Annotated in this window: 19 protein-coding genes; 3 read left to right on the plus strand and 16 right to left on the minus strand. The window is 51.4% G+C overall.

The annotated features are described in order from the left end of the window. Positions 1-56: 56 nt before the first annotated feature. Entirely contained in the window at positions 57-1,439 is a 1,383-nt protein-coding gene (locus NST84_RS17340) for a hypothetical protein (RefSeq protein WP_342561425.1), read from the plus strand. 138 nt (positions 1,440-1,577) lie between these two features. Here the strand turns inward: NST84_RS17340 and NST84_RS17345 are convergent, their stop codons facing one another. From NST84_RS17345 to NST84_RS17370, 6 genes are all read right to left on the minus strand, one after another. Continuing rightward, positions 1,578-1,892: a hypothetical protein gene (locus NST84_RS17345; protein WP_342561426.1), complete on the minus strand. Its 315-nt coding sequence runs from the start codon at positions 1,890-1,892 to the stop codon at positions 1,578-1,580. A gap of 26 nt (positions 1,893-1,918) precedes the next feature. Next, a complete protein-coding gene (locus NST84_RS17350) occupies positions 1,919-2,266 on the minus strand; it encodes a multidrug efflux SMR transporter (protein WP_342561427.1) in 348 nt (115 codons plus the stop codon). A 30-nt stretch (positions 2,267-2,296) separates the two neighbouring features. Next, positions 2,297-2,626, minus strand: coding sequence for a multidrug efflux SMR transporter (locus NST84_RS17355; RefSeq protein WP_342561428.1), 330 nt, complete (start codon positions 2,624-2,626; stop codon positions 2,297-2,299). A 12-nt stretch (positions 2,627-2,638) separates the two neighbouring features. Next, positions 2,639-3,172: a TetR/AcrR family transcriptional regulator gene (locus NST84_RS17360; protein WP_342561429.1), complete on the minus strand. Its 534-nt coding sequence runs from the start codon at positions 3,170-3,172 to the stop codon at positions 2,639-2,641. Positions 3,173-3,336: 164 nt separating this feature from the next. Then, complete coding sequence (locus NST84_RS17365; protein WP_342561430.1) at positions 3,337-5,076, minus strand: ABC transporter ATP-binding protein; 1,740 nt, start codon at positions 5,074-5,076, stop codon at positions 3,337-3,339. Then, entirely contained in the window at positions 5,073-6,812 is a 1,740-nt protein-coding gene (locus NST84_RS17370; RefSeq protein WP_342561431.1) for an ABC transporter ATP-binding protein, read from the minus strand. Before NST84_RS17370 ends, NST84_RS17365 begins: the two co-directional genes overlap by 4 nt. 153 nt (positions 6,813-6,965) lie before the next feature. Between NST84_RS17370 and NST84_RS17375 the strand changes: the two genes are divergently transcribed. Continuing rightward, entirely contained in the window at positions 6,966-7,835 is an 870-nt protein-coding gene (locus tag NST84_RS17375) for a LysR family transcriptional regulator (RefSeq protein ID WP_342561432.1), read from the plus strand. A 142-nt stretch (positions 7,836-7,977) separates the two neighbouring features. Here NST84_RS17375 and htpG read toward each other — a convergent pair whose 3' ends face one another. The 4 genes from htpG to NST84_RS17395 all read right to left on the minus strand — a co-directional run bounded on the left by htpG (position 7,978) and on the right by NST84_RS17395 (position 12,080). Further along, the gene (gene htpG, locus NST84_RS17380) at positions 7,978-9,858 is read right to left on the minus strand and encodes a molecular chaperone HtpG (protein ID WP_342561433.1); all 1,881 of its coding nucleotides are present in this window, start codon (positions 9,856-9,858) and stop codon (positions 7,978-7,980) included. A gap of 150 nt (positions 9,859-10,008) precedes the next feature. Further along, the gene (locus NST84_RS17385) at positions 10,009-10,704 is read right to left on the minus strand and encodes an MBL fold metallo-hydrolase (protein WP_342561434.1); all 696 of its coding nucleotides are present in this window, start codon (positions 10,702-10,704) and stop codon (positions 10,009-10,011) included. Positions 10,705-10,727: 23 nt separating this feature from the next. Then, positions 10,728-11,153, minus strand: coding sequence for a GNAT family N-acetyltransferase (locus NST84_RS17390; RefSeq protein WP_342561435.1), 426 nt, complete (start codon positions 11,151-11,153; stop codon positions 10,728-10,730). A 30-nt stretch (positions 11,154-11,183) separates the two neighbouring features. Next, positions 11,184-12,080 carry a LysR family transcriptional regulator gene (locus NST84_RS17395; protein ID WP_342561436.1) on the minus strand — a complete coding sequence of 299 codons (897 nt, stop codon included), beginning with the start codon at positions 12,078-12,080 and terminating at the stop codon, positions 11,184-11,186. A gap of 118 nt (positions 12,081-12,198) precedes the next feature. On the opposite strand from NST84_RS17395, the gene dapA reads away from it, so the two are divergent. Beyond that, positions 12,199-13,074, plus strand: a complete 876-nt coding sequence (gene dapA, locus NST84_RS17400; RefSeq protein ID WP_342561437.1) for a 4-hydroxy-tetrahydrodipicolinate synthase — start codon at positions 12,199-12,201, stop codon at positions 13,072-13,074. A 550-nt stretch (positions 13,075-13,624) separates the two neighbouring features. On the opposite strand, the gene NST84_RS17405 is transcribed toward dapA, so the two are convergent. The 6 genes from NST84_RS17405 to rny form a co-directional block, all read right to left on the minus strand. Next, a complete protein-coding gene (locus NST84_RS17405) occupies positions 13,625-15,199 on the minus strand; it encodes a DEAD/DEAH box helicase (protein ID WP_342561438.1) in 1,575 nt (524 codons plus the stop codon). A gap of 286 nt (positions 15,200-15,485) precedes the next feature. After that, complete coding sequence (locus NST84_RS17410; RefSeq protein ID WP_342561439.1) at positions 15,486-16,058, minus strand: phosphate propanoyltransferase; 573 nt, start codon at positions 16,056-16,058, stop codon at positions 15,486-15,488. A gap of 178 nt (positions 16,059-16,236) precedes the next feature. Beyond that, positions 16,237-17,202: a membrane dipeptidase gene (locus NST84_RS17415; protein WP_342561440.1), complete on the minus strand. Its 966-nt coding sequence runs from the start codon at positions 17,200-17,202 to the stop codon at positions 16,237-16,239. 130 nt (positions 17,203-17,332) lie between these two features. Beyond that, a complete protein-coding gene (locus NST84_RS17420; protein ID WP_068723905.1) occupies positions 17,333-17,593 on the minus strand; it encodes a stage V sporulation protein S in 261 nt (86 codons plus the stop codon). 200 nt (positions 17,594-17,793) lie between these two features. Next, positions 17,794-18,588: a TIGR00282 family metallophosphoesterase gene (locus NST84_RS17425; RefSeq protein WP_342566464.1), complete on the minus strand. Its 795-nt coding sequence runs from the start codon at positions 18,586-18,588 to the stop codon at positions 17,794-17,796. Positions 18,589-18,645: 57 nt separating this feature from the next. Further along, entirely contained in the window at positions 18,646-20,187 is a 1,542-nt protein-coding gene (rny, locus tag NST84_RS17430; protein WP_342561441.1) for a ribonuclease Y, read from the minus strand. Positions 20,188-20,493 lie beyond the last annotated feature (306 nt).

Raw genomic sequence — 20,493 nt, forward strand, 5'->3', positions numbered from 1 at the left:
AAACAACGTCCATATCCATATGGAAAACTCTAACTATTAAGGATGGCGGTTCATAGATGCGTTATTTGACAGTTATTGTGCTGGCGGCTGCTATGCTGGCTGGGTGTCAGGAGGCAAATACAGCAGAACAAATGGATACTTCTCCGCCCCCGCCTTCAGCAACGCTCCAGACAGCTACAGCTACTCCGGCCACACCTTCATCTGCGGAATCCTTAAACCCGGAGGAGCCTTTTCTCTATATTGAGCAAATGAAGAGCTTGGGCGGAAACGGGCAAGTGGTGCAGGTAAAGTCCAATACCGATATTGACAAAGCTTCTCTGGAGTCCGCACTGGAAAAAAGCCTGCAGACCAGCGATCCGCAGACAGCATTCAGCTATACAATGGAATGGGAGTCACCGAGGTTTGTGCAGATTCGTCTGCAGATGGACGAGGATACCGCTTTTTCCGGGACATTTAATCTGGATGAAGCTAACACAGCAGATGGACGAAGCTATGCGAGTACAGAGCAGCCGTACCGCAACACTGTCGTTGTCAGTTCCCTGACTGATCAGGGCAGTATACATTTCAAAGGCATCGTATCCGGTACTGAGCGGATGATTCCGGTCTGGAATACGGGCTGGGTCAAAACCGTCGATAACCAGGAATACTCTGTGCCCTCCTTTCTGTTCTATGGACAGGAAGAGCATCATCTGGTTCAGGCTATGACAGGCCGGGAGCTTACGATCCCTGCTTCTCCCCCGGAGGAGGGCGCTTACGGCAATGACTATGGTTACTCTGAGATGTATTCCGACCGTTTTTATCCCGGCTACACTTATATGGTATCAGGCAATAAAACACTGTACCGGGTTGACTTAAAGGATTTCAGCCGCAAGAAGCTGCATGTTTTTGACAAGCCGGTCTACGGAATGTCCTCATCACCGGATGGTACCCGCATCGCCGTATTATATGCACATGATGATTACATCGGCCCCGGAGCGGATTTGCTGGTACTGGACCAGAAGGGAAACATGCTGTTGTCACGGGAGAACGCAGCTTTCCTCTCACACAGTGACGGCTTCCTTTTTGTGTATCCGCTGGCGTGGGAGGACAACTCGGTCCTTATCCTTCCTGCAGACAACGGGGAGAGCAGCCTGCTTGGCAAAATCCGTTTTGACACCAGCAAAGGAACCTCTGACGTCATGCGGGACGAGCGAATTACGGAGCAGATTAAAAAGGATATTTGGGCGCATGAGCGGCAGCAAGATTACTATGTTCTGTCTGCCCTCACCTGGTCGCCGGACGGCAGGTTCGCTGCTTACACATCCGGCACAGGTACAATCCGGTTATATGACAAACAAGAACGGACCATAACATTCGTGGCAGCAGGCGTTCTGCTTGGCTGGATGCCGGACGGGACATTGGCCTGGGCAGATGTGAGAGGTCATGCTTATACTTTTTGAAAATCGGGGGATAATGGTGGTTTGCCGCTCACTCCACCTACAGTCATACCAAAAAAACTCCGGAAGTCCCGAGTGTGGCGGGTTTCCGGAGTTTTTCGTACTCTCAAAGTATTTGAACGTGTGGGCAGTAAATGCTTGCTATGTGTAATTGTCGAAAATACGAACTAACTTATGATTTAAATTGTGATATTCCTCCATAAGATCTGCGTTGTTTTTAGAATATTTACTTTGCACATAGAATCTGCTGGAGGTATACAAAAGGGACCATACTATTTCTTTAGATACCATTTCTTCTTTGCCAATCGCTTCCTTGTAGGCATCTAGTGTTGTATGTAAACGTTGAATCAGGTCGTGATCAATCAAAGCATTGCCATCCCCGCCGCCGTTTCCTCTTAACTTTACAGTAAGGGCTATACAAATTTCCTTCAATTCTTTCTCCAGGTCTGGTACCACAATGATCCCTCCTCATTCAAAAGAACTCACAACTGCCCAGGCGATGCCTTTTCCGGATGATTAGACGCGTTCAGCAGCACCACACCGCCAATAATAGCCGCAATACCAATGAAAGACACAAAGGTAAACGGATCGCCCCACACTACTACCCCGAGCAAGGCCGTAATCGCCGTCCCGACGCCCGACCAGACTGCATAAGCGAAGCTGAGCGGAATGACCCGCAGACTCATGGACAAGCTGTAAAAGGATAACCCCATCCCCGTGATTACCCCGAGACCCGGCAGCAGGTTCGTGAACCCGTCCGATAATTTAAGCATGGTCGTACCAAATATCTCAAAACAAATGGCCATCGCCAGGTAAATGTAACTTTTCACATTAATCCCCTCTCTTGTGCCCCTGTAAAATCAATGCGCTCCGCCGGTAGCCAGCTTCAGTGTAATAACACCGCCGATGATTAGCAGCAGCCCCAGCACCTTTTTCGTATTAAACCTTTCCTTATAAAAAAACACGCCGACCATAGCCGTTAACGCCGTCCCCGCCCCGGACCAGATCGCATAAGCCGTGCCAAGTGAAATGGACTGCAAAGCTAATGATAGAAAATAAAACGCTGAACCCAGACCGAGCACTACACCGATTGAGGGGTAGAGCCGTTTGAAGCCGTCGGATAATTTGAGCAGCGAGCTGCCGCAGACCTCAGATACAATGGCAATCGCCAGTAAAACAAAGGGGTTCACAATCTTTCCCTCCTACACCGTCATTTTGAGCAGTTCCTGGATGACCTGTTCGCGTAGCTCGGCATCCAATTTCCCTAAGCTGAACATCTCAGAGAACCACAGTCCGTCTGCCGCCAGCCGCACAATGGTCGAGCGCACGGGATCGATCCCGTCGTTTTCAATGTCTTTTTGCCAAAGCGCATATTGCTCCTGCAGTTTCCCCAGCAGCTCCGGCTTGCTGAACAGCGCCGCGGTCAGCGCCGTGCTGATCCCGTTCCCGTCCTTGATATCACAGGCCACAGACTCCGTGTATGCCCTGCTCCACTTTCCTTCATTCACTGCTGAAACTGCCGCCCGCTCCTGGACATCGGATACGAACCCGTCCGTCAGCTCTTCGACCAGCCCCTGGATCAAAGCATTTTTATTCGGAAAATGGTGCAGCAGTCCGCCCTTACTGACCCCAGCCTCCTTGGCAACAGCCTCCAGCGTAAGCTTCTCTACCCCCTGGCTTCTGATCACAAAGGATGCGGCTGTCAAAATAACCCCGCGCTTGGAATTAACGTTCATATGGTTCACCTCTGAATTTACTATACCGTCTGGACGGTTTTGGTGTCAAAGCAAAATTGTTATTACCTTGGCATGAAAATGAATGACCGCCGAAGGAGATAAACATAAAAAAGACTGCACACAGTAAAATTCACTGCATGCAGTCTTTATCGCATATTAAAGCTTTACACCGCCGCAAACTGGCTGTTATACAGCTTCGCATAATGTCCGCCGCTGGCCAGCAGTCCCTCATGGGTGCCGCTCTCGACAATGTCCCCGTCCTTCATGTAAAGGATAATATCCGACTCGCGGATCGTGGACAGCCGGTGGGCGATGACAAAGCTGGTCCGGCCGGAGATCATCCGCAGAAAAGCCTTCTGGATACGGATTTCGGTCAGCGTATCAATACTGCTGGTCGCCTCATCGAGGATCAGCATCGGCGGATCAGCCAGCATGACGCGGGCGATCGTCAGCAGCTGCTTCTGGCCCTGGGACAGATTGTCCCCGGAGCCGCTGATCTTGGTGGCGTAGCCCTCAGGCAGCCGCTTGATGAAGCTGTGTGCGCTCGCAGCCTTGGCAGCGGCAATAACCTCTTCGTCACTCGCCTCCGGCTTGCCGTAGGCAATATTGTCGCGGATTGAGCCGCCGAACAGCCACGTATCCTGCAGCACCATACCAAAGTTCTGCCGCAGGCTGTCACGGGTGATGTGATTGATATCCACACCGTCAATCCGGATGCTGCCGCTGTCCACATCGTAGAAGCGCATAAGCAGGTTAACGAGCGTCGTCTTCCCTGCTCCTGTCTGGCCGACAATGGCAACACGGGTACCCGGCCTCACTTCAAGGCTGAAATTACGGATCAGCGGCCGTTCCGGCGTATAAGCAAAGCTTACTTTGTCAAAAGTGATCGTCCCCTGGCTTACGCCCAGCACATGAGCATCAGGAGCATCCGGTATTTCCGGCACCATATCGAGAATCTTGAAGACCCGCTGTGCCGAAGCCGTTGCTGACTGCAGCTGGGTGATGACACCGGTGATTTCATTAAATGGTTTGGCAAACAGATTGGAGTAGATCAGGAAGCTGGACAGGTCCCCGACCGAAAAATGCCCGCCGATCACCAGCGCACTGCCGATCATCGCAATGACTGAGAACGTAATATTATTGACCAGCCGTGTAGTCGGATTGGCCAGTGAGCCGTAAAACTGTGATTTAACCCCGGTCTGATACAGTTCATTATTGCGTTTAGAGAATTGTGCAAAGGAACGGTCCTCGTAATGGTAGGCCTGCACAACCTTTTGCCCGCCGACGATCTCCTCCACATAGCCGTTCAGTCCGCCAAGAATCTTAGCCTGCTCGCGGAACAGCTTCTGGGAGCGTGTAGTAATGAATTTGGCGACATAATAGGTCACCGGCGCGGACAGCAGCACCACCACGGTCATAATAGGACTGATATACAGCATAAAGCCGATTGCCCCGGCAATAGTGACAATACCGGTCAGCAGTGTCGAGAAGCCCTGCAGCAGCCCGTCAGAGACAGCATCCATATCATTGACAAACCGGCTGATGCTGTCACCCTGCGGGTGATTGTCATGGAATTTTAGCGGCAGGGTATCCAGTTTATCGAATAAGTCATGGCGCAGATCATAGACCGTTCTGTAGGCGATTTTGTTGGTGTAATAGGTCAGGAGCCAGCCGAAAAAGCTGCCAACCACATAAACGGCGCCCAGAATCAGCAGCAGCCGGAGAATTTCCGAAAAATCGACATTGTCCGGCCCGATCATCCGGTCGATGGCCCGGCCGATCAGCAGCGGACCGATCAGACTGGCAGCCACGCTCAGGATCGCGCAAATGACAGCTCCGATAGAAATACCACGGTATTGCCTAGTGTAATTCAGCAGTCTCTTCCATGTTTCTTTCGTATTCATTGCGCCACCTCCTGGCTGGACAGCTGGGATTCACAAATCTCACGATAGACCGTGCAGGATGCAAGCAGCTCCTCATGAGTGCCGGTTCCGGCAATACGTCCCTCGTCAAAGACGATGATCTGATCCGCATGCTGTACCGTGCTCACCCGCTGAGATACAAGCAGCACGGTCATCTCCCGTCCGTATTCCTTAAGCGCCTTGCGGAGCGCGGCATCTGTTGCAAAATCAAGTGCGCTGGACGAATCGTCCAGGATCAGAATCGGCGGACGGCCGACCACGGCGCGGGCAATGGTCAGACGCTGCTTTTGGCCGCCGGACAGATTCAGGCCGCCCCGGGCTACCGGCGTTTCCAGGCCTTCCGGCAGCTTGCTGATGAACTCCTCCGCCTGAGCCACCGCAGCAGCCTGCATAAGCTCTTCACGGGTAGCATCCTGCTTGCCCCAGCGAATGTTGTCGGCAATTGTACCGGTGAACAGCAGCGCCTTTTGCGGTACAATGCCAATTCTGCTCCGCAGCTGCTCCAGCGGATAATCCTTGACATTCACCCCTCCGACTCTAATCTCACCTTGAACGGCATCATAAAAACGCGGAATCAGGTTCACGAACGTCGACTTGCCGGAGCCGGTACTGCCGATCAGCCCGACTGTCTGACCTTGGCTAATGCTTACCGTAATGTCCTCAAGGGCAAGCTCACCGGTACGGTTATAGCCGAAGGAGACATGCTCGAAGGAGATGGCCGGAACATCTGCCGGTCCCGCTGCAGCAACCGCCGTGTTTCCTTCATCCGGAACGGAGGTGGATGCGGCCAGGACTTCATTGACCCGGTTAGCTGAGGATGAAGCCTTGGTGAACAGGATCACCAGATTCGATACAACGATCAGGGCCAGCAAAATCTGGGTCACGTAGTTGATAAAAGCGATAATCTCCCCCTGCGAGAGACGTCCGGCGTCAATATGCCAGCCGCCCGCCCAGAGGATGGCGATAATCGCCGCGTTAACGACCAAGGTCGTCATCGGGCCGAGCCAGGCGGCAATACGTCCGACCCGGATCGCAGTCTCCGTCAAATCGTCCGAAGCCGCGGCAAAACGCTGCTTCTCACGGCGCGATTTTGCAAAAGCACGGATAACGCGGATACCGGACAGATTTTCGCTCAGTACAAGCGCCAGATGATCCAGCTTCTGCTGGTACTTGCGGTAGAGCGGGCTGCTGCGGGTGATAATAAAATACAGAATCACCCCAAATACCGGCGTTGCCGCCAGCAGAATGAGCGACAGCTGGAAGTCAAGAATCATCGACATAATAATAGCCCCGATGCAGATGAACGGCGCCCGGACAACCAGCCGGATCAGCATGGCTACCGCCAGCTGCAGCTGGTTCACGTCATTGGTGATCCGGTTAATCAGCGAAGGCGTTCCCAGCTTATCCAGCTCCGCATAGGAGAGCGATGATACATGCTTGAACATCTTATTGCGCAGCGATGTGCCGAAGCCCTGTGAAGCGCGGGCGGCATAATACTGGCAGACCATAGAGCAGCCGAAGCCAAGCAAGGTCATCAGAAGCATCAGCCCGCCCATCCGGTACACATATCCGCTATCCTGATTGCCGATGCCATTATTGACAATCAGCGCCACGATAGTCGGGAGCAGCAGCTCCAGCATCGCTTCCAGCAGCTTGAAGATTGGACCGAGAATGACCTCTTTTTTGTACGGTTTCAGAAAAACAGCAATTTTAAACATAACTACTCACCAGCCTATACAGTATGTAACCTCTATGCAACCATTAAAAGACCCGTTATGATTATGTCATATCTGCTACCATATTAATAATATTGGTTTCATATCTCTGCGATACGCACTGCATATGTCAACACGATCACACGGAGGTTTGTTATGGATATCCGCCAATTAAAATATTTTCTGGCCATTGCTGAGGAAGGCCAGATTACGTCAGCAGCACGCAGGCTGCAGATGGCCCAGCCGCCGCTCAGCCAGCAGCTCAAGCTGCTGGAGGATGAGCTCGGAGTGAAGCTCGTCGAGCGCGGCCCGCGCAGTGTACAGCTTACTGAAGCCGGAATGATGCTGCGCATACGGGCTCAGCAGATTCTGGAGCTCGCGGACTCTACCACCCGCGAGCTGAAGGATTATGTAGAAGGCGTGTCCGGCACGCTCTCTATCGGCACCGTCTCATCCTCTGCCGCCACCCTGCTGCAGGAGCGGCTGCTGGAGTTTCATCAGCTCTATTCAGGTGTAAAATTTGAGATCCACGAGGGCAATACCTACCGGATTCTCGATTTGCTGAGTAAAGGCATCGTCGAGGTCGGCATCGTCCGTACCCCGTTCAGCAGCGCCGGGCTGGAATGTATTTATACGGCATCTGAACCTATGATTGCCGTGATGTCACCTGATTATGACTGGACGGATGGAGGTTCAGACATTGAGATCGGCGAGCTGCAGAACCAGCCGCTTATTGTCTACCGCCGGTTTGAGCAGCTGATCCGCGAGACCTGTCTGGAGCACGGCTTTGATCCGCAGTTTTTCTGCATGAATGATGATGCCCGTACGACCCTGCTGTGGGCCAACGCCGGGCTCGGCGTCGGTATTATCCCCAGATCCGCCTACAGCCTTGCCGCCAACAGCAATCTGGTGCTCAAGGAAATCCGCAGCGATTCGCTGAATACCCGGGTTGCCGCCGTCTGGATGAAGGATAAATACCTGTCCGCCCAGGCGGTAAAGTTTATTGAGAATTTCCGGCAGGGCTGATCTTGAAGCCTAGAGACACCGTCTTGTCTAACCCGGAACTCTGCCACTACGAGAAACATGAAAAACCCGCCCCGGCTAGCGCCGGAAGCGGGTTTTATCTTTTACAGCCACTCTACAGCAGCCTATAGCTGCCGATTAAGCATTAAACCATGATTTTGCAGATATCGTTGGTGAACTGCACCGGATCGTTAACCTGCAGGCCTTCGATCAGCAGCGCCTGGTTATACAGCAGGTTTGTGTACAGCCCCAGCTTCTCTTTATCGCTGTCAGCCGCAGCTTTGAGCGATTTGAAGACGTCATGGTTCACGTTGATTTCCAGCACCTTGTCCGCCTGCACCTCTTGTCCGTTAGGCATCGCTTTGAGGATTTTTTCCATCTCGATGGTCAGCTCGCCTTCAGTGGACAGGCAGACCGGATGGGACTTCAGCCGCTTGGAGGCTTTAACTGCCTTCACTTTGCCGGACAGGATACCCTGCATCGCTTCGAACAGGTCCTTATTCTCGTTCTGCTCCTCTTCCGACGGCTTGTCCGCAGCATCCTCTTCGATGCCGAGATCGCCGCTGGAGACGTTTCTGAATTCTTTTTCCTTATAGGACATGATCATCTTGATCGCAAATTCATCGATATCGTCCGTGAAGTAGAGGATTTCATAACCTTTGTCCAGTACGATTTCGGTCTGCGGCAGCTTCTCGATCCGTTCTACCGACTCACCGGAAGCATAGTAGATATACTTCTGGTCTTCCGGCATTCTTTCCACGTATTCAGCCAGCGTAACCTGTTTCTTCTCCTTGGAGGAGTAGAACATCAGCAGGTCCTGCAGGGTGTCTTTTTCCATACCGTAATCATTGTACACACCGAATTTCAGCTGGCGGCCAAAAGATTGATAGAACGTCTCATACTTCTCTCTCTCATCCTTCAGCAGGCTGAGGAGCTGGCTCTTGATCTTGTTCTTGATATTCTTCGCAATCAGCGTCAGCTGGCGGTCATGCTGCAGCAGCTCGCGGGAGATGTTGAGCGACAGGTCCTCGGAATCCACCATCCCTTTGACAAAGCTGAAGTAGTCCGGCAGCAGATCCGCACATTTGTTCATGATCAGCACGCCGTTGGAGTAGAGCTCCAGGCCTTTTTCATACTCCTTAGTGTAGTAGTCAAAAGGTGTGTTCTCCGGAATGAACAGAATCGCATTGTATACCACCGCACCATCGGCGCTGATGTGGATGTGCTTAAGCGGCTTGTCGAAGCCGTAACGCTTCTCATTGTAGAAGTTGGTGTAGTCTTCTTCAGTCAGCTCGCTTTTGTTCTTGCGCCAGATTGGCACCATGCTGTTGACGGTTTGCTCTTCCTTTGTTTCCTCGAACTCGCCTTCGCTGCCCTCCTTCGGCTTGCTGCCGGTGATGTCCATCTTAATCGGGAAGCGGATGAAGTCGGAATACTTCTTGATGATCGCTTTCAGGCGGTATTCTTCCAGGAACTCGTCGTAGTTGTCTTCCTCGGTGTTGGCTTTGATTTTGAGGGTGATTTCAGTACCCACGCTGTCTTTCTCTGCAGGCTCGATCGTATAGCCGTCTGCCCCCTGCGATTCCCACTTGTACGCCTGGTCGCTGCCCAACGCCTTACTGATGACCGTAACATCCTCTGCCACCATAAAAGCGGAATAGAAGCCGACCCCGAACTGCCCGATAATGTTATGGCCGTCCTTCGCTTCGTTATCCTTCTTGAACGCAAAAGAGCCGCTGTTCGCGATAATCCCCAGATTGTTCTCCAGCTCTTCCTGTGTCATCCCGATCCCTGTATCGGAAATGGTCAGCGTGCGGCTGTCCTTATCGGCGGTTACTTTGATGTAATAATCCTCTTTATTGAATACCAGGCTGTCGTCGGCCAGTGCTTTGTAATAGATTTTGTCGATAGCATCGCTTGCGTTGGAGATCAGCTCCCGCAGGAAAATTTCCCGCTGTGTATAGATGGAGTTAATCATCATTTCCAGTAGTCGTTTGGATTCGGCTTTGAACTCTCTTTTAGACATGAATATAGAATCTCCTTTCAAAAATGGCCTGCTGATTGCTTCCGGATGATTAGCACTCCATAAGGATGAGTGCTAACACTTCCTTTTATATACCATATTGTCGTTTTTGATGTCAATATCTTGCTGCATATCGGTGGTTAAAAAGCCTCATTATATATGTAACGACCCGCCATGATAGCAGTAATAATGCTTCGCCTTAAGACTCTTCAGCAGCTCTAGGGATTTCTCCGCCTGCGGCAGGTCGAGGCAGTACTGAGGATTCGCTACCAGCAGCTCTGTGCCATTCGCCTCACTGTAGGCAGCATCCCCTGTAATTACACTGTCCAGCTCCGGAAGATACAGAGAGATATGGCCTGACGTGTGTCCGGGTGTTGCCATTACCTTACATGCCCCGCCAAACAGCCATTCCCCGTCCCGGACGGTCTGATCGACCGGAATATGCCGCAGACGGGTCAGCAGCTCAACGAACGATTGGCCGAAGGCCTTCTGCTCCTCAGGCATTTGGGCAAGCAAAGCCTCTGCCTGTTCCAGCCGTTCTGATTTCTCCTCGCCGCTGATATAGACGGCTTCCCGTTCGCTGGAGATCACCGTCACCCACGGGTATTTTTCCTTAAAATCATGTAAAGCCCCAATATGGTCATCATCGTAATGGGTGATCACGATATACTTCAGCTGACCGATGTCGTACCCCTTCTGTTCTATAGCACTCTCAATTAGAGGAAGAAAACCTGGATAGCCTGTGTCAACCAGAGCCAGCTCCTTATTCTCAAGCACAATTAAGCTCGGATAAATAAAATACGGCTGTTCTTCATATGCAAATTCAACCGATAGCTCAATAATGTCCATTGTGTCCTCCAAGCGCTATCGTTTTATAATTTCATTTTTAGCCCGGTGTGAGTCGCTTTGAATCCCAGCTGTTCATAAAAGCGCAAAGCATCATCGCGTGTATTGTCCGTTGTTAGCTGGATCATCCGGCAGCCCCGCTCTTTGGCACGCTCAACCGCCCACAGAATCATATTACTTCCGATCCCTTTCCCCCTTACTGAAGCTGCCGTCCGAACCCCTTCGATTGATGCTCTCCAGCTGCCCTGATGCGTTATATAAGGGGTAAAAGTAAGCTGGAGCACACCAACCGTTTCGTCACCAAGGCAGGCTACAATCAGTTCGTTGTTCGGGTCGGATTCAATCGCTGCGAAGGCTGTAAAATAGCTTTGCGGAAGGGAAGTCTCATAACGTTCCCTTGTACCGCCTAGTTCATCGTCCGCAAGCATTTTCACAATTTTATCTGAGATCATCTGTTGCGGCCATTCGGAAATAAACCATATTTATACCGCAGCCTTCTTGGCTTCAGCATCGGCAAGCAGCATTTGGATCAGTGACTGCAGCGGCAGTGATTTCCACTTCTTCGGATGAATAAGCAGTTGCAGGTCAAAGTGAATCTCCGGGTGGGCAAAATGCAGCTCTGCCAGATTCCCCCGCTCAATCTCTTCCTCGGCCACAATTCTCGGCAGCAGGGCGATGCCCAGGCCGTTGCGTACACAACGCTTGATCGCCTCCAGGTTAGACAGCTCAAAGCCGATCCGGAACACGATGCCGTGCTCGCGGAGCAGATTCTCGAACATACTGCGGTAAATACAGCTTTCCTCCGAGACAATCAGCTCGCAGTTATTCAGATCCTGCAGCGATACCTTGCTGAGCTTCGCCAGCGGATGGCCGGCAGGTGCGACCAGCACGAGCGGCTCATCCCGGATAATCGTCCGTTCCAGTGTGGAATCAGCCGTGCAGCGGTCCAGCATCAGTCCGATGTCCACCTCGCCGTCTCTGATTTTGGATACCAGATTCGCTTCCTGCTCGGTCTGCAGATGAATATTCAGTCCGGGAAACGTTGTCCGCAGCTGCTGCAAGAACGGCGGGAGATAGAATGCAGCCAGCGAATCGATCGTCCCGATGGTCAGCGTTCCGCCAATCTGCTGGGCGATGGTTTCTTTTGACCGGTCGTATAGATCAAGAATCTCCACAAACAGCTTCAGCAGCTCTTCTCCCGGCGGAGTCAGGCGCAAAATGCGGCCGTGGCGCTCCATCAGGGTAACTCCGTATTCTTTTTCAATCTTCTGAATCTGCATTGTGACACTAGACTGGGCATATCCCAGTTCTTCTGCCGCTCTGGTAAAGCTCTGGCGCTTCGCCACCTCACGGAAGGTTCTCATATAGGTTAAATCCATCTCATCACCCTAACATCAATATTATTGATGACCCATATCATTTATTATAGCTAACGCCGATGAATTATTCCATGCTACAGTATAATAAACGGATATACAAATTTGGAGGACGATATTCATGTTAACAGAAGAACAGATTTATGGAATCTATGTTCCCGTGGTAACACCGTTTGATGCAGCCGGCGAGATTGATCTGGATTCGTATCAGCGGTATGTGCAAGGCATTATCAAGAACAACATTCATGGTCTGGTCGTAAATGGAACCACTGGAGAATCGCCGACAGTCAGTATACAAGAATTGCAAGTGTTAATTGATGCCTCTAAACAGCTGCTGCAGGGCAGCGATATTCCACTTGTTATCGGAACGGGTACGAACGACACGATGTCTACCGTTAAGCGTACGGAGCTTGCTGCGAATGCCGGAGCTGATGCTGCACTCGTCGTTGTTCCCTATTACAGCCGCCCTTCGCAGCAGGGCATTATCGCACACTTCCGCAAAGCAGCCGAGGTCGGTATTCCGATCATGGCCTATGATATTCCCGGCCGCGCCGGAGTCGGCATGACATTAGATACGGCACGCACCATCCTGGAAATGGACAATGTTGTCGGCCTTAAGGATTGTTCCGGCTCGCCGCTGCTCGTCTCTGAGCTGTCGCGTCACGGATCGAAGCCGATCCTCTGCGGCGATGACCTTTCCTTCTTTGATATGCTGGGCTGCGGCGCCGCCGGCGGCATGCTCGCTTCCGCCAACGTGCAGACCGCCAGATTCCTTGGCATCTATGAGCAGTACAGAGCCGGCCAGGTTGACGCCGCCAGAGCGGAATACGACCAGCTGGTACCGCTGATGAAGCTGCTGTTCAAGGAATCCAATCCTGCACCGATCAAATGGCTGCTCAGTGCTACAGGAGAGATTTCCTCGGACACTCTGCGCCTGCCGATGACCTCTATCAGCGACGCGCTGCGCGAGGAGCTGGGCGCCCATCTGGCCGGCTAGCTCATTTCTGTATCACAGCGGGTAGACGCTGTAGACGCAAAACCCCGTATTGTACTCTCAGCTGAGAGTGTGCAATACGGGGTTTTGTGTTGTGCTGTGTTTACTGCGCCAATTGCTAACGATTGCTCACGTTATCTTGAATCGCTGCTTAGCGAGGTCAGCTCACTAACACGCGCGGCTATTTCCAGCGGCTGTTTCCACCAAGCTACGTGGTTAACTGCACTCTGTACAACTAAAATGCCTGTTTTTCGTCCAATCATCCGTTTAACTGTATTCCATACAGCTAAAACGCCTCAAAACATGTATTTAGCACATTTCGGACGTTTTTAGTTGCACAAACTACACTTATCTCTCGCCAGCAGTCAAATTCACTGCTTTTAAGTGTACAAAATGCAGTTATCTTTATCAGCCGCCCTATGGAAATTACTCCATAGGGCATCGCTGATGCAGATGTCGGGCAGCTCCCGGGAAGAGGTTCTTCGCGTAAAACACCGATTCACTCTCCCGTCCAAGATGCTGCTAATGGAACTATACTCGTTCCAGCTTTCTATTAACCTCGCGCAGCTCCCGAACTGTTTCTTCCGTTTCCGCCAGCACGGTTACCAGCTGATCTGCCAGCGCCGCCCGCCTTCGCTCTATCCGCTCCAGCAGCCCTTGCTCCGCCAGTGTGTGCCTTACCAGCTCCCGCATCGCGGGCTCCAGCTGCTTGTCCTCTGCCGGCACCTGCAGTCCGCACACTGTCTGCTTGGGCTCTGCCTGCTCCGCCAGCACTGCTCTTGGTACCGCCCGCAGGTCTGCTATCCTTACGGTCCGGCCAGTCCACCTTGCCGCCTTCAGAGCCGCTGCGCGGACGGCTGCCCTTGGTGAACCATTCTTCCTTCGGCTTACGGGCCGGGTTCGTTTTAGCTTTCGGCTTGGTGCCTGCTTGGGCCGGGGCAATAGTCTTCGACGCTTTAGCAACCTCTGCCGCCAGCGCCGGATTAACCTTAATCATCGGGTACGGATGATTCTTCACTTCCGGAATCGTCTTACCGATCAGCTTCTGGATATCCTTCAGATACGGAAGCTCGTCCGCTTCGCACAGGGAGATAGCGATGCCGCTCATGCCGGCACGGCCTGTCCGGCCAATCCGGTGCACATACGTTTCAGGAATGTTCGGCAGGTTAAAGTTGATTACATGCGACAGCTCGTCAATATCAATCCCGCGGGCTGCGATATCGGTAGCTACAAGCACGCGCGTTACGCCGCTTTTGAAATTGCGCAGCGCATTCTGCCGTTCGTTCTGGGATTTGTTGCCGTGAATCGCCTGTGCGGTGATATTCACCTTGGCCAAATCACGTGCGACCCGGTCCGCTCCGCGTTTGGTGCGGGTAAAGACAAGCGCAGATACAATAGATTTATCCTCCAGCAGCCGGTTCAGCAGCTTTTGCTTAAAGCCGTTTTCCAGCAGATAGACGGATTGCTGAATTCTGTCTACTGTAGAAGACACCGGAGTAATTTCGATTTTCACCGGATTCACCAGCAGCGTCTTGATCAGCTGTGAAATCTCCTGCGGCATCGTTGCGGAGAAGAACAAAGTCTGTTTTTTAGCCGGCATCTTGGCAATAATCCGCTTCACATCGTGAATGAAGCCCATATCGAGCATCCGGTCAGCCTCATCCAGTACGAGCAGCTGTACATGCTGGAGGTCAGCATGCTTTTGAGAGATCAGATCGATCAGACGGCCTGGAGTAGCAATCAGAATATCTGCGCCCAGTGCCAGAGCACGTTCCTGCGATCTTTGCGAGACACCGCCGACAACCGCCGTAGAGCGGATACCGGTAAACTTGCTGTAGACCTGAATATTCTCATAAATCTGCAGCGCCAGCTCGCGGGTTGGGGTAAGAATCAGCGAACGGATTGGGCGTTTGCCGCTCCGGTTAACGTTCTGCTTGCTTAACAGCTGAATAATAGGCAGTGAAAAAGCCGCCGTCTTCCCCGTACCGGTCTGCGCACAGCCCAGCACGTCTCTCCCGGTCAATGCCGCGGGGATTGCTTCTCTTTGAATCGGTGTTGGTGATGTATAGTTTGCAAGGTCCAGCGCCTTTAGAATCGACGGGCTCAGACCTAAGTCATTAAAAGTCATAGTTATCTCCTTATTGTCACACTCATATATATTGTCAGATTACCCGGACTTGCGGGATTACGCTCGTTCATACGTTTCCACAGACCGCAGAGCTAAGACATAACACATAATGATACCACAGATTTGCACATAAAATAAGCCCGGATTCTGAATACACACACCGAGCGCCGGCTAACCCTCATTCAGACCGGTATCAGCAGCGCGGCTGGTGCTCTAGTTTTACTAATTCACCATACAAAAAAGAGCGGAGGATCATCCCCCGCCCTTCCCTGCTATTAAGGTAAAACTAATCTAGGATTTCAGCTGTATCGCCGTTGTTGGCACCTGCAGCATTCGCTTCGTCGGTGTCGATGTGCATGTCAAGCTTAAAGCTGTCAGATACACGTGCCAGCACGTTTTCCAGTACCAGACCGCGTTCGCCGCCGAGGCGTACTTTGAGCATTTGCTTGTCAGCAATACCCCAAGCTTCCGCTTCGGAAGTGTGGAAGTGAATGTGACGGGCTGCAATGATTACGCCGGTCTCCAGTTCAACTTCACCAGCTGGTCCTTTAAGAGTAATGCCTGGTGTGCCATCAATATGTCCGGATTCGCGGACAGGGGCTTTCACACCGAGGCTGAAAGAGTCGGTGCGGGAAATTTCAAGCTGCGATGCCGGACGGGCAGGTCCGAGAATTCTTACTTTGTCGAACTTGCCTTTGCTGCCGATAACGGCTACTTGCTCGTTTGCTGCAAATTGTCCTGGTTGGGAAAGTGGTTTGAACTCAGTCAACTGGTAACCTGGGCCAAACAATGCTTCCACATGCTCCTGCGTAAGGTGAATATGCCGGGCCGACACACCTACGGGTACAGTCTTGCTCATTGTAAGTCACTCCTTGTATTTTCTCTAGTATCTGTACAAGCCACTGAACATTATACAACTTCTTACCCAAAAATAAAAAGGTCAGGCTCACATTAAGCGTTAATTTTTCGACATTTCTCCGACAATTCGCTTACTTTTCTCCGCCACGGTCACGTTTTCGTCATTTTTGTGGAGATATTTATTTATTTATCCGGGATGGTAAATGTGTACTTAAAAAACTCAACGCATTGCCGTGCAGCCAGCCCTTCACCTCTACCTCAGGATAATGCTTCAGCAGCAGGCCGGCAAAATCCTCATATTTTCCGGGATGCTCCAGCCCCTCAACCCAGGCATCAATCCCGTCAAAATCCGACCCGAACATCAGCTGCCGCGATCCGCCCAGACTGCAGATATGCTCGATATGCTTCAGTATATCCTCTGCCTTGGCCCCGCCCCCATCACGTACAAACCAGGGAACAAAGGTCAGCCCGATCCGCCCGTCCATAGCTGCCAGTGCTTTGATCTGTCCGTCACTTAAATTGCGGGGATGGCTGCACACTGCGGCCGCATTGGAATGCGATGCGATAAAAGGGCGTGTACTGCGCTCAGCCAGCTCCCAGAAGCCGGCCGGGGCCAGATGTGACACATCCAGCAGCATGCCGCTGGTATTGCACCAATCGATGAGCTGTCTGCCTTTTTCCGTAAACCCGCCGTTTCTTGACTCCAGCACCCCGTCCGCCGCCCAGTTTGCATAATTCCACGTAACCCCGAGAAAACGGAATCCCAGCTCAAACAGCAGCTCTGCATAAAATAAATTCCCCTCCAGACCGTCCACACCCTCAAGCGAGAGCATCGCCCAGGGCGGTTCCGGAGCAGACGTTAATACTGCTTCTTCCTTCCAGCGCAGCCACCGCAAGCCCTCTCCTTCGACGACCCGCTTACGAAACAGCTCAAGCTGCCCCAGTATCCTCGTAAAACCGGGTTTTCCCATAGCCTCTGATAAGTAGACGGCAAACACCTGCAGTCCCACATTACCCGCTACCAGCCGCTCTGCTGTCACGTCCAGCCGCCGGTCGCTTTTGAAATGAATATCCGGCTCAGCCTGCAGCTTGCTCAGTGCATCGCAGTGAAAATCTGCTATTTTAAATTCAGCCGCTTTTCCCATTACCATCCCCGCCTTCCGTGTTAAACAATAGCCTATATGTAATAGCTTATGCCTTCGATCCGCCGCATTTCCCCGCACAGCAAAAAACCTGTTTACATAAGTAAACAGGTCCATCAGAAACATTCATAGATTATCTGGGTTCAACAATAAGTTTAATCGCCGTCCGGTCCTCCCCGTCAATTACGATATCCGTAAAAGCTGGAATGCAGACCAGATCAACACCGCTTGGCGCGACAAATCCCCGGGCGATGGCAACTGCTTTGACTGCCTGGTTCAGTGCTCCTGCTCCAATTGCTTGTAGCTCGGCCGATCCACGTTCTCGAAGAACACCTGCTAATGCACCGGCAACGGAATTCGGATTGGATTTAGCTGATACTTTTAATACATCCATAGTAAGTACCTCCCCTGGGAAAATGATGGTGTTCTTCCACTACTGTAGATGTTATTCGCGGGAGAAGAAATAATTCCTTCTTTTTGCGGACTACGCTGGAGAAATCGGTACAAAAGATACTCTTTTCCGATATAAAAAAGATCACACTTTATCCAAAAACGATGATTTTTCCCGAATTCACTAGTTTCATGTATCCGGGTCTAGCTCATAACCCATTCATCTTCACGCAAACGAACCTTCTCCAGACGTGTCGCTTTACCTGTAGCCTCGTCAATCTCCGCGAATAACCCGTTCAACTGCCATTTGCCTTCGTCTACCACAAACCTCGACGGGAGCTGGGTAGTGAATTTATAAAGGACTGCATCCTTTTCCATACCCAGAATTCCTTCCCTTGAACCAACCATGCCCGCATCGGTCAGATAAGCAGTTCCGCCGGGCAGAATGACATCATCATTGCTTTGCACATGCGTGTGGGTGCCGACTACAATAGATGCCATGCCGTCCATAAAATAACCCATGGCAATCTTCTCCGAGGTCGCTTCAGCATGGAAATCAACAAGAATGCACTTGTGGGTGCGGCGCAGCTCCTCCACAATTTCTTCCCCGATCCGGAACGGATCGTCGATGGCCGGCAAAAAAGTCCGTCCCTGCAGATTAACAATCGCCAGCTGTTTGCCGTTACCTTTAACAACCGTATAGCCTCTGCCCGGAGTTCCCGGCGGAAAGTTGGCTGGACGGATCATCCGCGGCTCATCGTCGATAAAGTCAAAAATATCCTTATTGTCCCAAGTATGATTACCCAATGTAATGCCGTGTACACCCCAATTAAAAAATTCATTCGCAATGGCTGAGGTAATTCCTCTGCCTGCGGCTGCATTTTCACCGTTTACGATAATAATATGCGGCTGGTATTTGCTCTTAAGTGTCGGCAGCATTTCTCTGAGTGCCTTTCTGCCGGTATTACCTACGATATCACCTATGAATAAAACTTTAATGATGCTCTCCTCCTAATTGAAAAGAAAAAAGGCCCCGCAGGGGGCCGATTTCCTTGCTTATTTCGCGTATTCTACAGCCCGTGTCTCACGGATAACGGTAACCTTGATATGACCCGGATAATCCAGCTCACTCTCGATCATCTTCGTAATATCACGTGCCAGACGGAAGCTTTCTGCATCATCAATCTTCTCAGGCTGCACCATTACGCGAACCTCACGGCCCGCTTGAATGGCGTAAGACTTCTCAACGCCCTCAAAGCTCTCGGAGATTTCTTCCAGCTTCTCCAGACGTTTGATGTAGGTCTCCAGTGTCTCACGGCGTGCGCCTGGACGCGCTGCCGACAAAGCGTCAGCCGCTCCAACCAGCATGGCAATAACCGAGGTAGCTTCGCAGTCGCCATGGTGGGATGCGATACTGTTGATAACAACCGGATGTTCCTTGTACTTCTTAGCAAGCTCAACGCCAATTTCCACGTGCGAGCCTTCCACTTCATGATCCAGCGCTTTGCCGATATCATGGAGCAGCCCGGCACGTTTTGCAAGCACGATGTCTTCCCCAAGCTCACCGGCCATAAGTCCAGTCAAATAAGCAACCTCCATGGAGTGCTTGAGTACATTCTGACCATAGCTCGTACGGAATTTCAGACGGCCCAGAATCTTGATCAGATCCGGGTGCAGACCATGAACGCCAACCTCGAAGGTTGCCTGTTCACCGTACTCGCGAATCCGCTCATCCACTTCTTTGCGGGATTTATCAACCATTTCCTCAATTCGTGCCGGATGGATACGTCCATCAGCAACAAGCTTCTCAAGTGCCGTACGGGCCACTTCACGGCGGATTGGATCAAATCCCGACAAAATAACGGCTTCCGGCGTATCATCGATAATGAGATCAATACCTGTAAGAGTTTCCAGTGCCCGGATATTACGGCCTTCACGGCCGATAATCCGGCCTTTCATCTCTTCATTCGGCAGAGTTACAACAGACACCGTTGTTTCGGCAACGTGATCAGCTGCACAGCGCTGGATGGCCAGTGTAATGATTTCGCGGGCTTTCTTGTCCGCTTCCTCTTTGGCCTGCTGTTCAATTTCCTTGATCATCTGTGCGGTCTCATGGCGAACTTCCTGCTCTACATTGCTCAAGATGATACTTCTGGCATCATCGATGCTCAGGTTGGAGATACGCTCCAGCTCGGTAACCTGATTCTTGTAAATAACATCAATTTGCTGTTGTGTTTCGTCAATTCGTTTCTCTTTGTTAGCTACTTGTTCTTCTTTTCGTTCAAGCGATTCCATTTTTTTATCCAGTGATTCTTCCTTTTGCAGCAAACGTCTCTCTTGCCGTTGGATTTCATTCCGGCGTTCACGAGTTTCTTTCTCAGCTTCAGTACGGATTCTGTGTACTTCATCCTTAGCTTCGAGTACCGTTTCCTTCTTCAGCGCCTCAGCGTCTTTCCTCGCGTTCTCCACGATGACGAGTGCTTCTTTCTCTGCGCTTTGAATTTTAGCTTCTGCAAGGGATTTACGAATAAAATAACCGAATCCAAAGAATATTGCAGCTACAACGAGAACGATTATGACCCAGATTGCAGGATGCATCTGTTCACCTCCTCGTTGGTTCCTCCAAGGAACTTGCCCTTGGGAATTGTGCAGTTGTTAAACTATCCGTTCATCACCATACAAAAAACCGGTAATACACCGATTGCCATACTGCACATGCTGCACATGCACACTGCCCGCCTTATCCGGCGATTACATTTCATATGAGTTGTACGCGAACCGGTGGCTAAGAGTCAGCTTTTTGGGAAGGAAAAAGGATTCTTAGTTTATGCCGATTCATGTTATATTTTATTATTTATAAAAAGACATTGTCAAGAGAGTCGATAACGGCATTAAAGTCAAGAG

It is taken from the genome of Paenibacillus sp. FSL R7-0345 (assembly GCF_038595055.1).
GTDB lineage: Bacteria > Bacillota > Bacilli > Paenibacillales > Paenibacillaceae > Paenibacillus_AQ.

Bases quoted from the DNA above. Each gene is read 5' to 3' on its own strand.
- NST84_RS17415 (WP_342561440.1), bottom strand. From the start codon at position 17,202: ATGGGAAAAGCGGCTGAATTTAAAATAGCAGATTTTCACTGCGATGCA.
- NST84_RS17360 (WP_342561429.1), bottom strand. From the start codon at position 3,172: ATGAACGTTAATTCCAAGCGCGGGGTTATTTTGACAGCCGCATCCTTT.
- NST84_RS17420 (WP_068723905.1), bottom strand. From the start codon at position 17,593: ATGGATGTATTAAAAGTATCAGCTAAATCCAATCCGAATTCCGTTGCC.
- NST84_RS17370 (WP_342561431.1), bottom strand. From the start codon at position 6,812: ATGTTTAAAATTGCTGTTTTTCTGAAACCGTACAAAAAAGAGGTCATT.
- NST84_RS17390 (WP_342561435.1), bottom strand. From the start codon at position 11,153: ATGATCTCAGATAAAATTGTGAAAATGCTTGCGGACGATGAACTAGGC.
- NST84_RS17365 (WP_342561430.1), bottom strand. From the start codon at position 5,076: ATGAATACGAAAGAAACATGGAAGAGACTGCTGAATTACACTAGGCAA.
- NST84_RS17405 (WP_342561438.1), bottom strand. From the start codon at position 15,199: ATGACTTTTAATGACTTAGGTCTGAGCCCGTCGATTCTAAAGGCGCTG.
- NST84_RS17340 (WP_342561425.1), top strand. From the start codon at position 57: ATGCGTTATTTGACAGTTATTGTGCTGGCGGCTGCTATGCTGGCTGGG.
- rny (WP_342561441.1), bottom strand. From the start codon at position 20,187: ATGCATCCTGCAATCTGGGTCATAATCGTTCTCGTTGTAGCTGCAATA.
- dapA (WP_342561437.1), top strand. From the start codon at position 12,199: ATGTTAACAGAAGAACAGATTTATGGAATCTATGTTCCCGTGGTAACA.
- htpG (WP_342561433.1), bottom strand. From the start codon at position 9,858: ATGTCTAAAAGAGAGTTCAAAGCCGAATCCAAACGACTACTGGAAATG.
- NST84_RS17395 (WP_342561436.1), bottom strand. From the start codon at position 12,080: ATGGATTTAACCTATATGAGAACCTTCCGTGAGGTGGCGAAGCGCCAG.
- NST84_RS17410 (WP_342561439.1), bottom strand. From the start codon at position 16,058: ATGAGCAAGACTGTACCCGTAGGTGTGTCGGCCCGGCATATTCACCTT.
- NST84_RS17385 (WP_342561434.1), bottom strand. From the start codon at position 10,704: ATGGACATTATTGAGCTATCGGTTGAATTTGCATATGAAGAACAGCCG.
- NST84_RS17375 (WP_342561432.1), top strand. From the start codon at position 6,966: ATGGATATCCGCCAATTAAAATATTTTCTGGCCATTGCTGAGGAAGGC.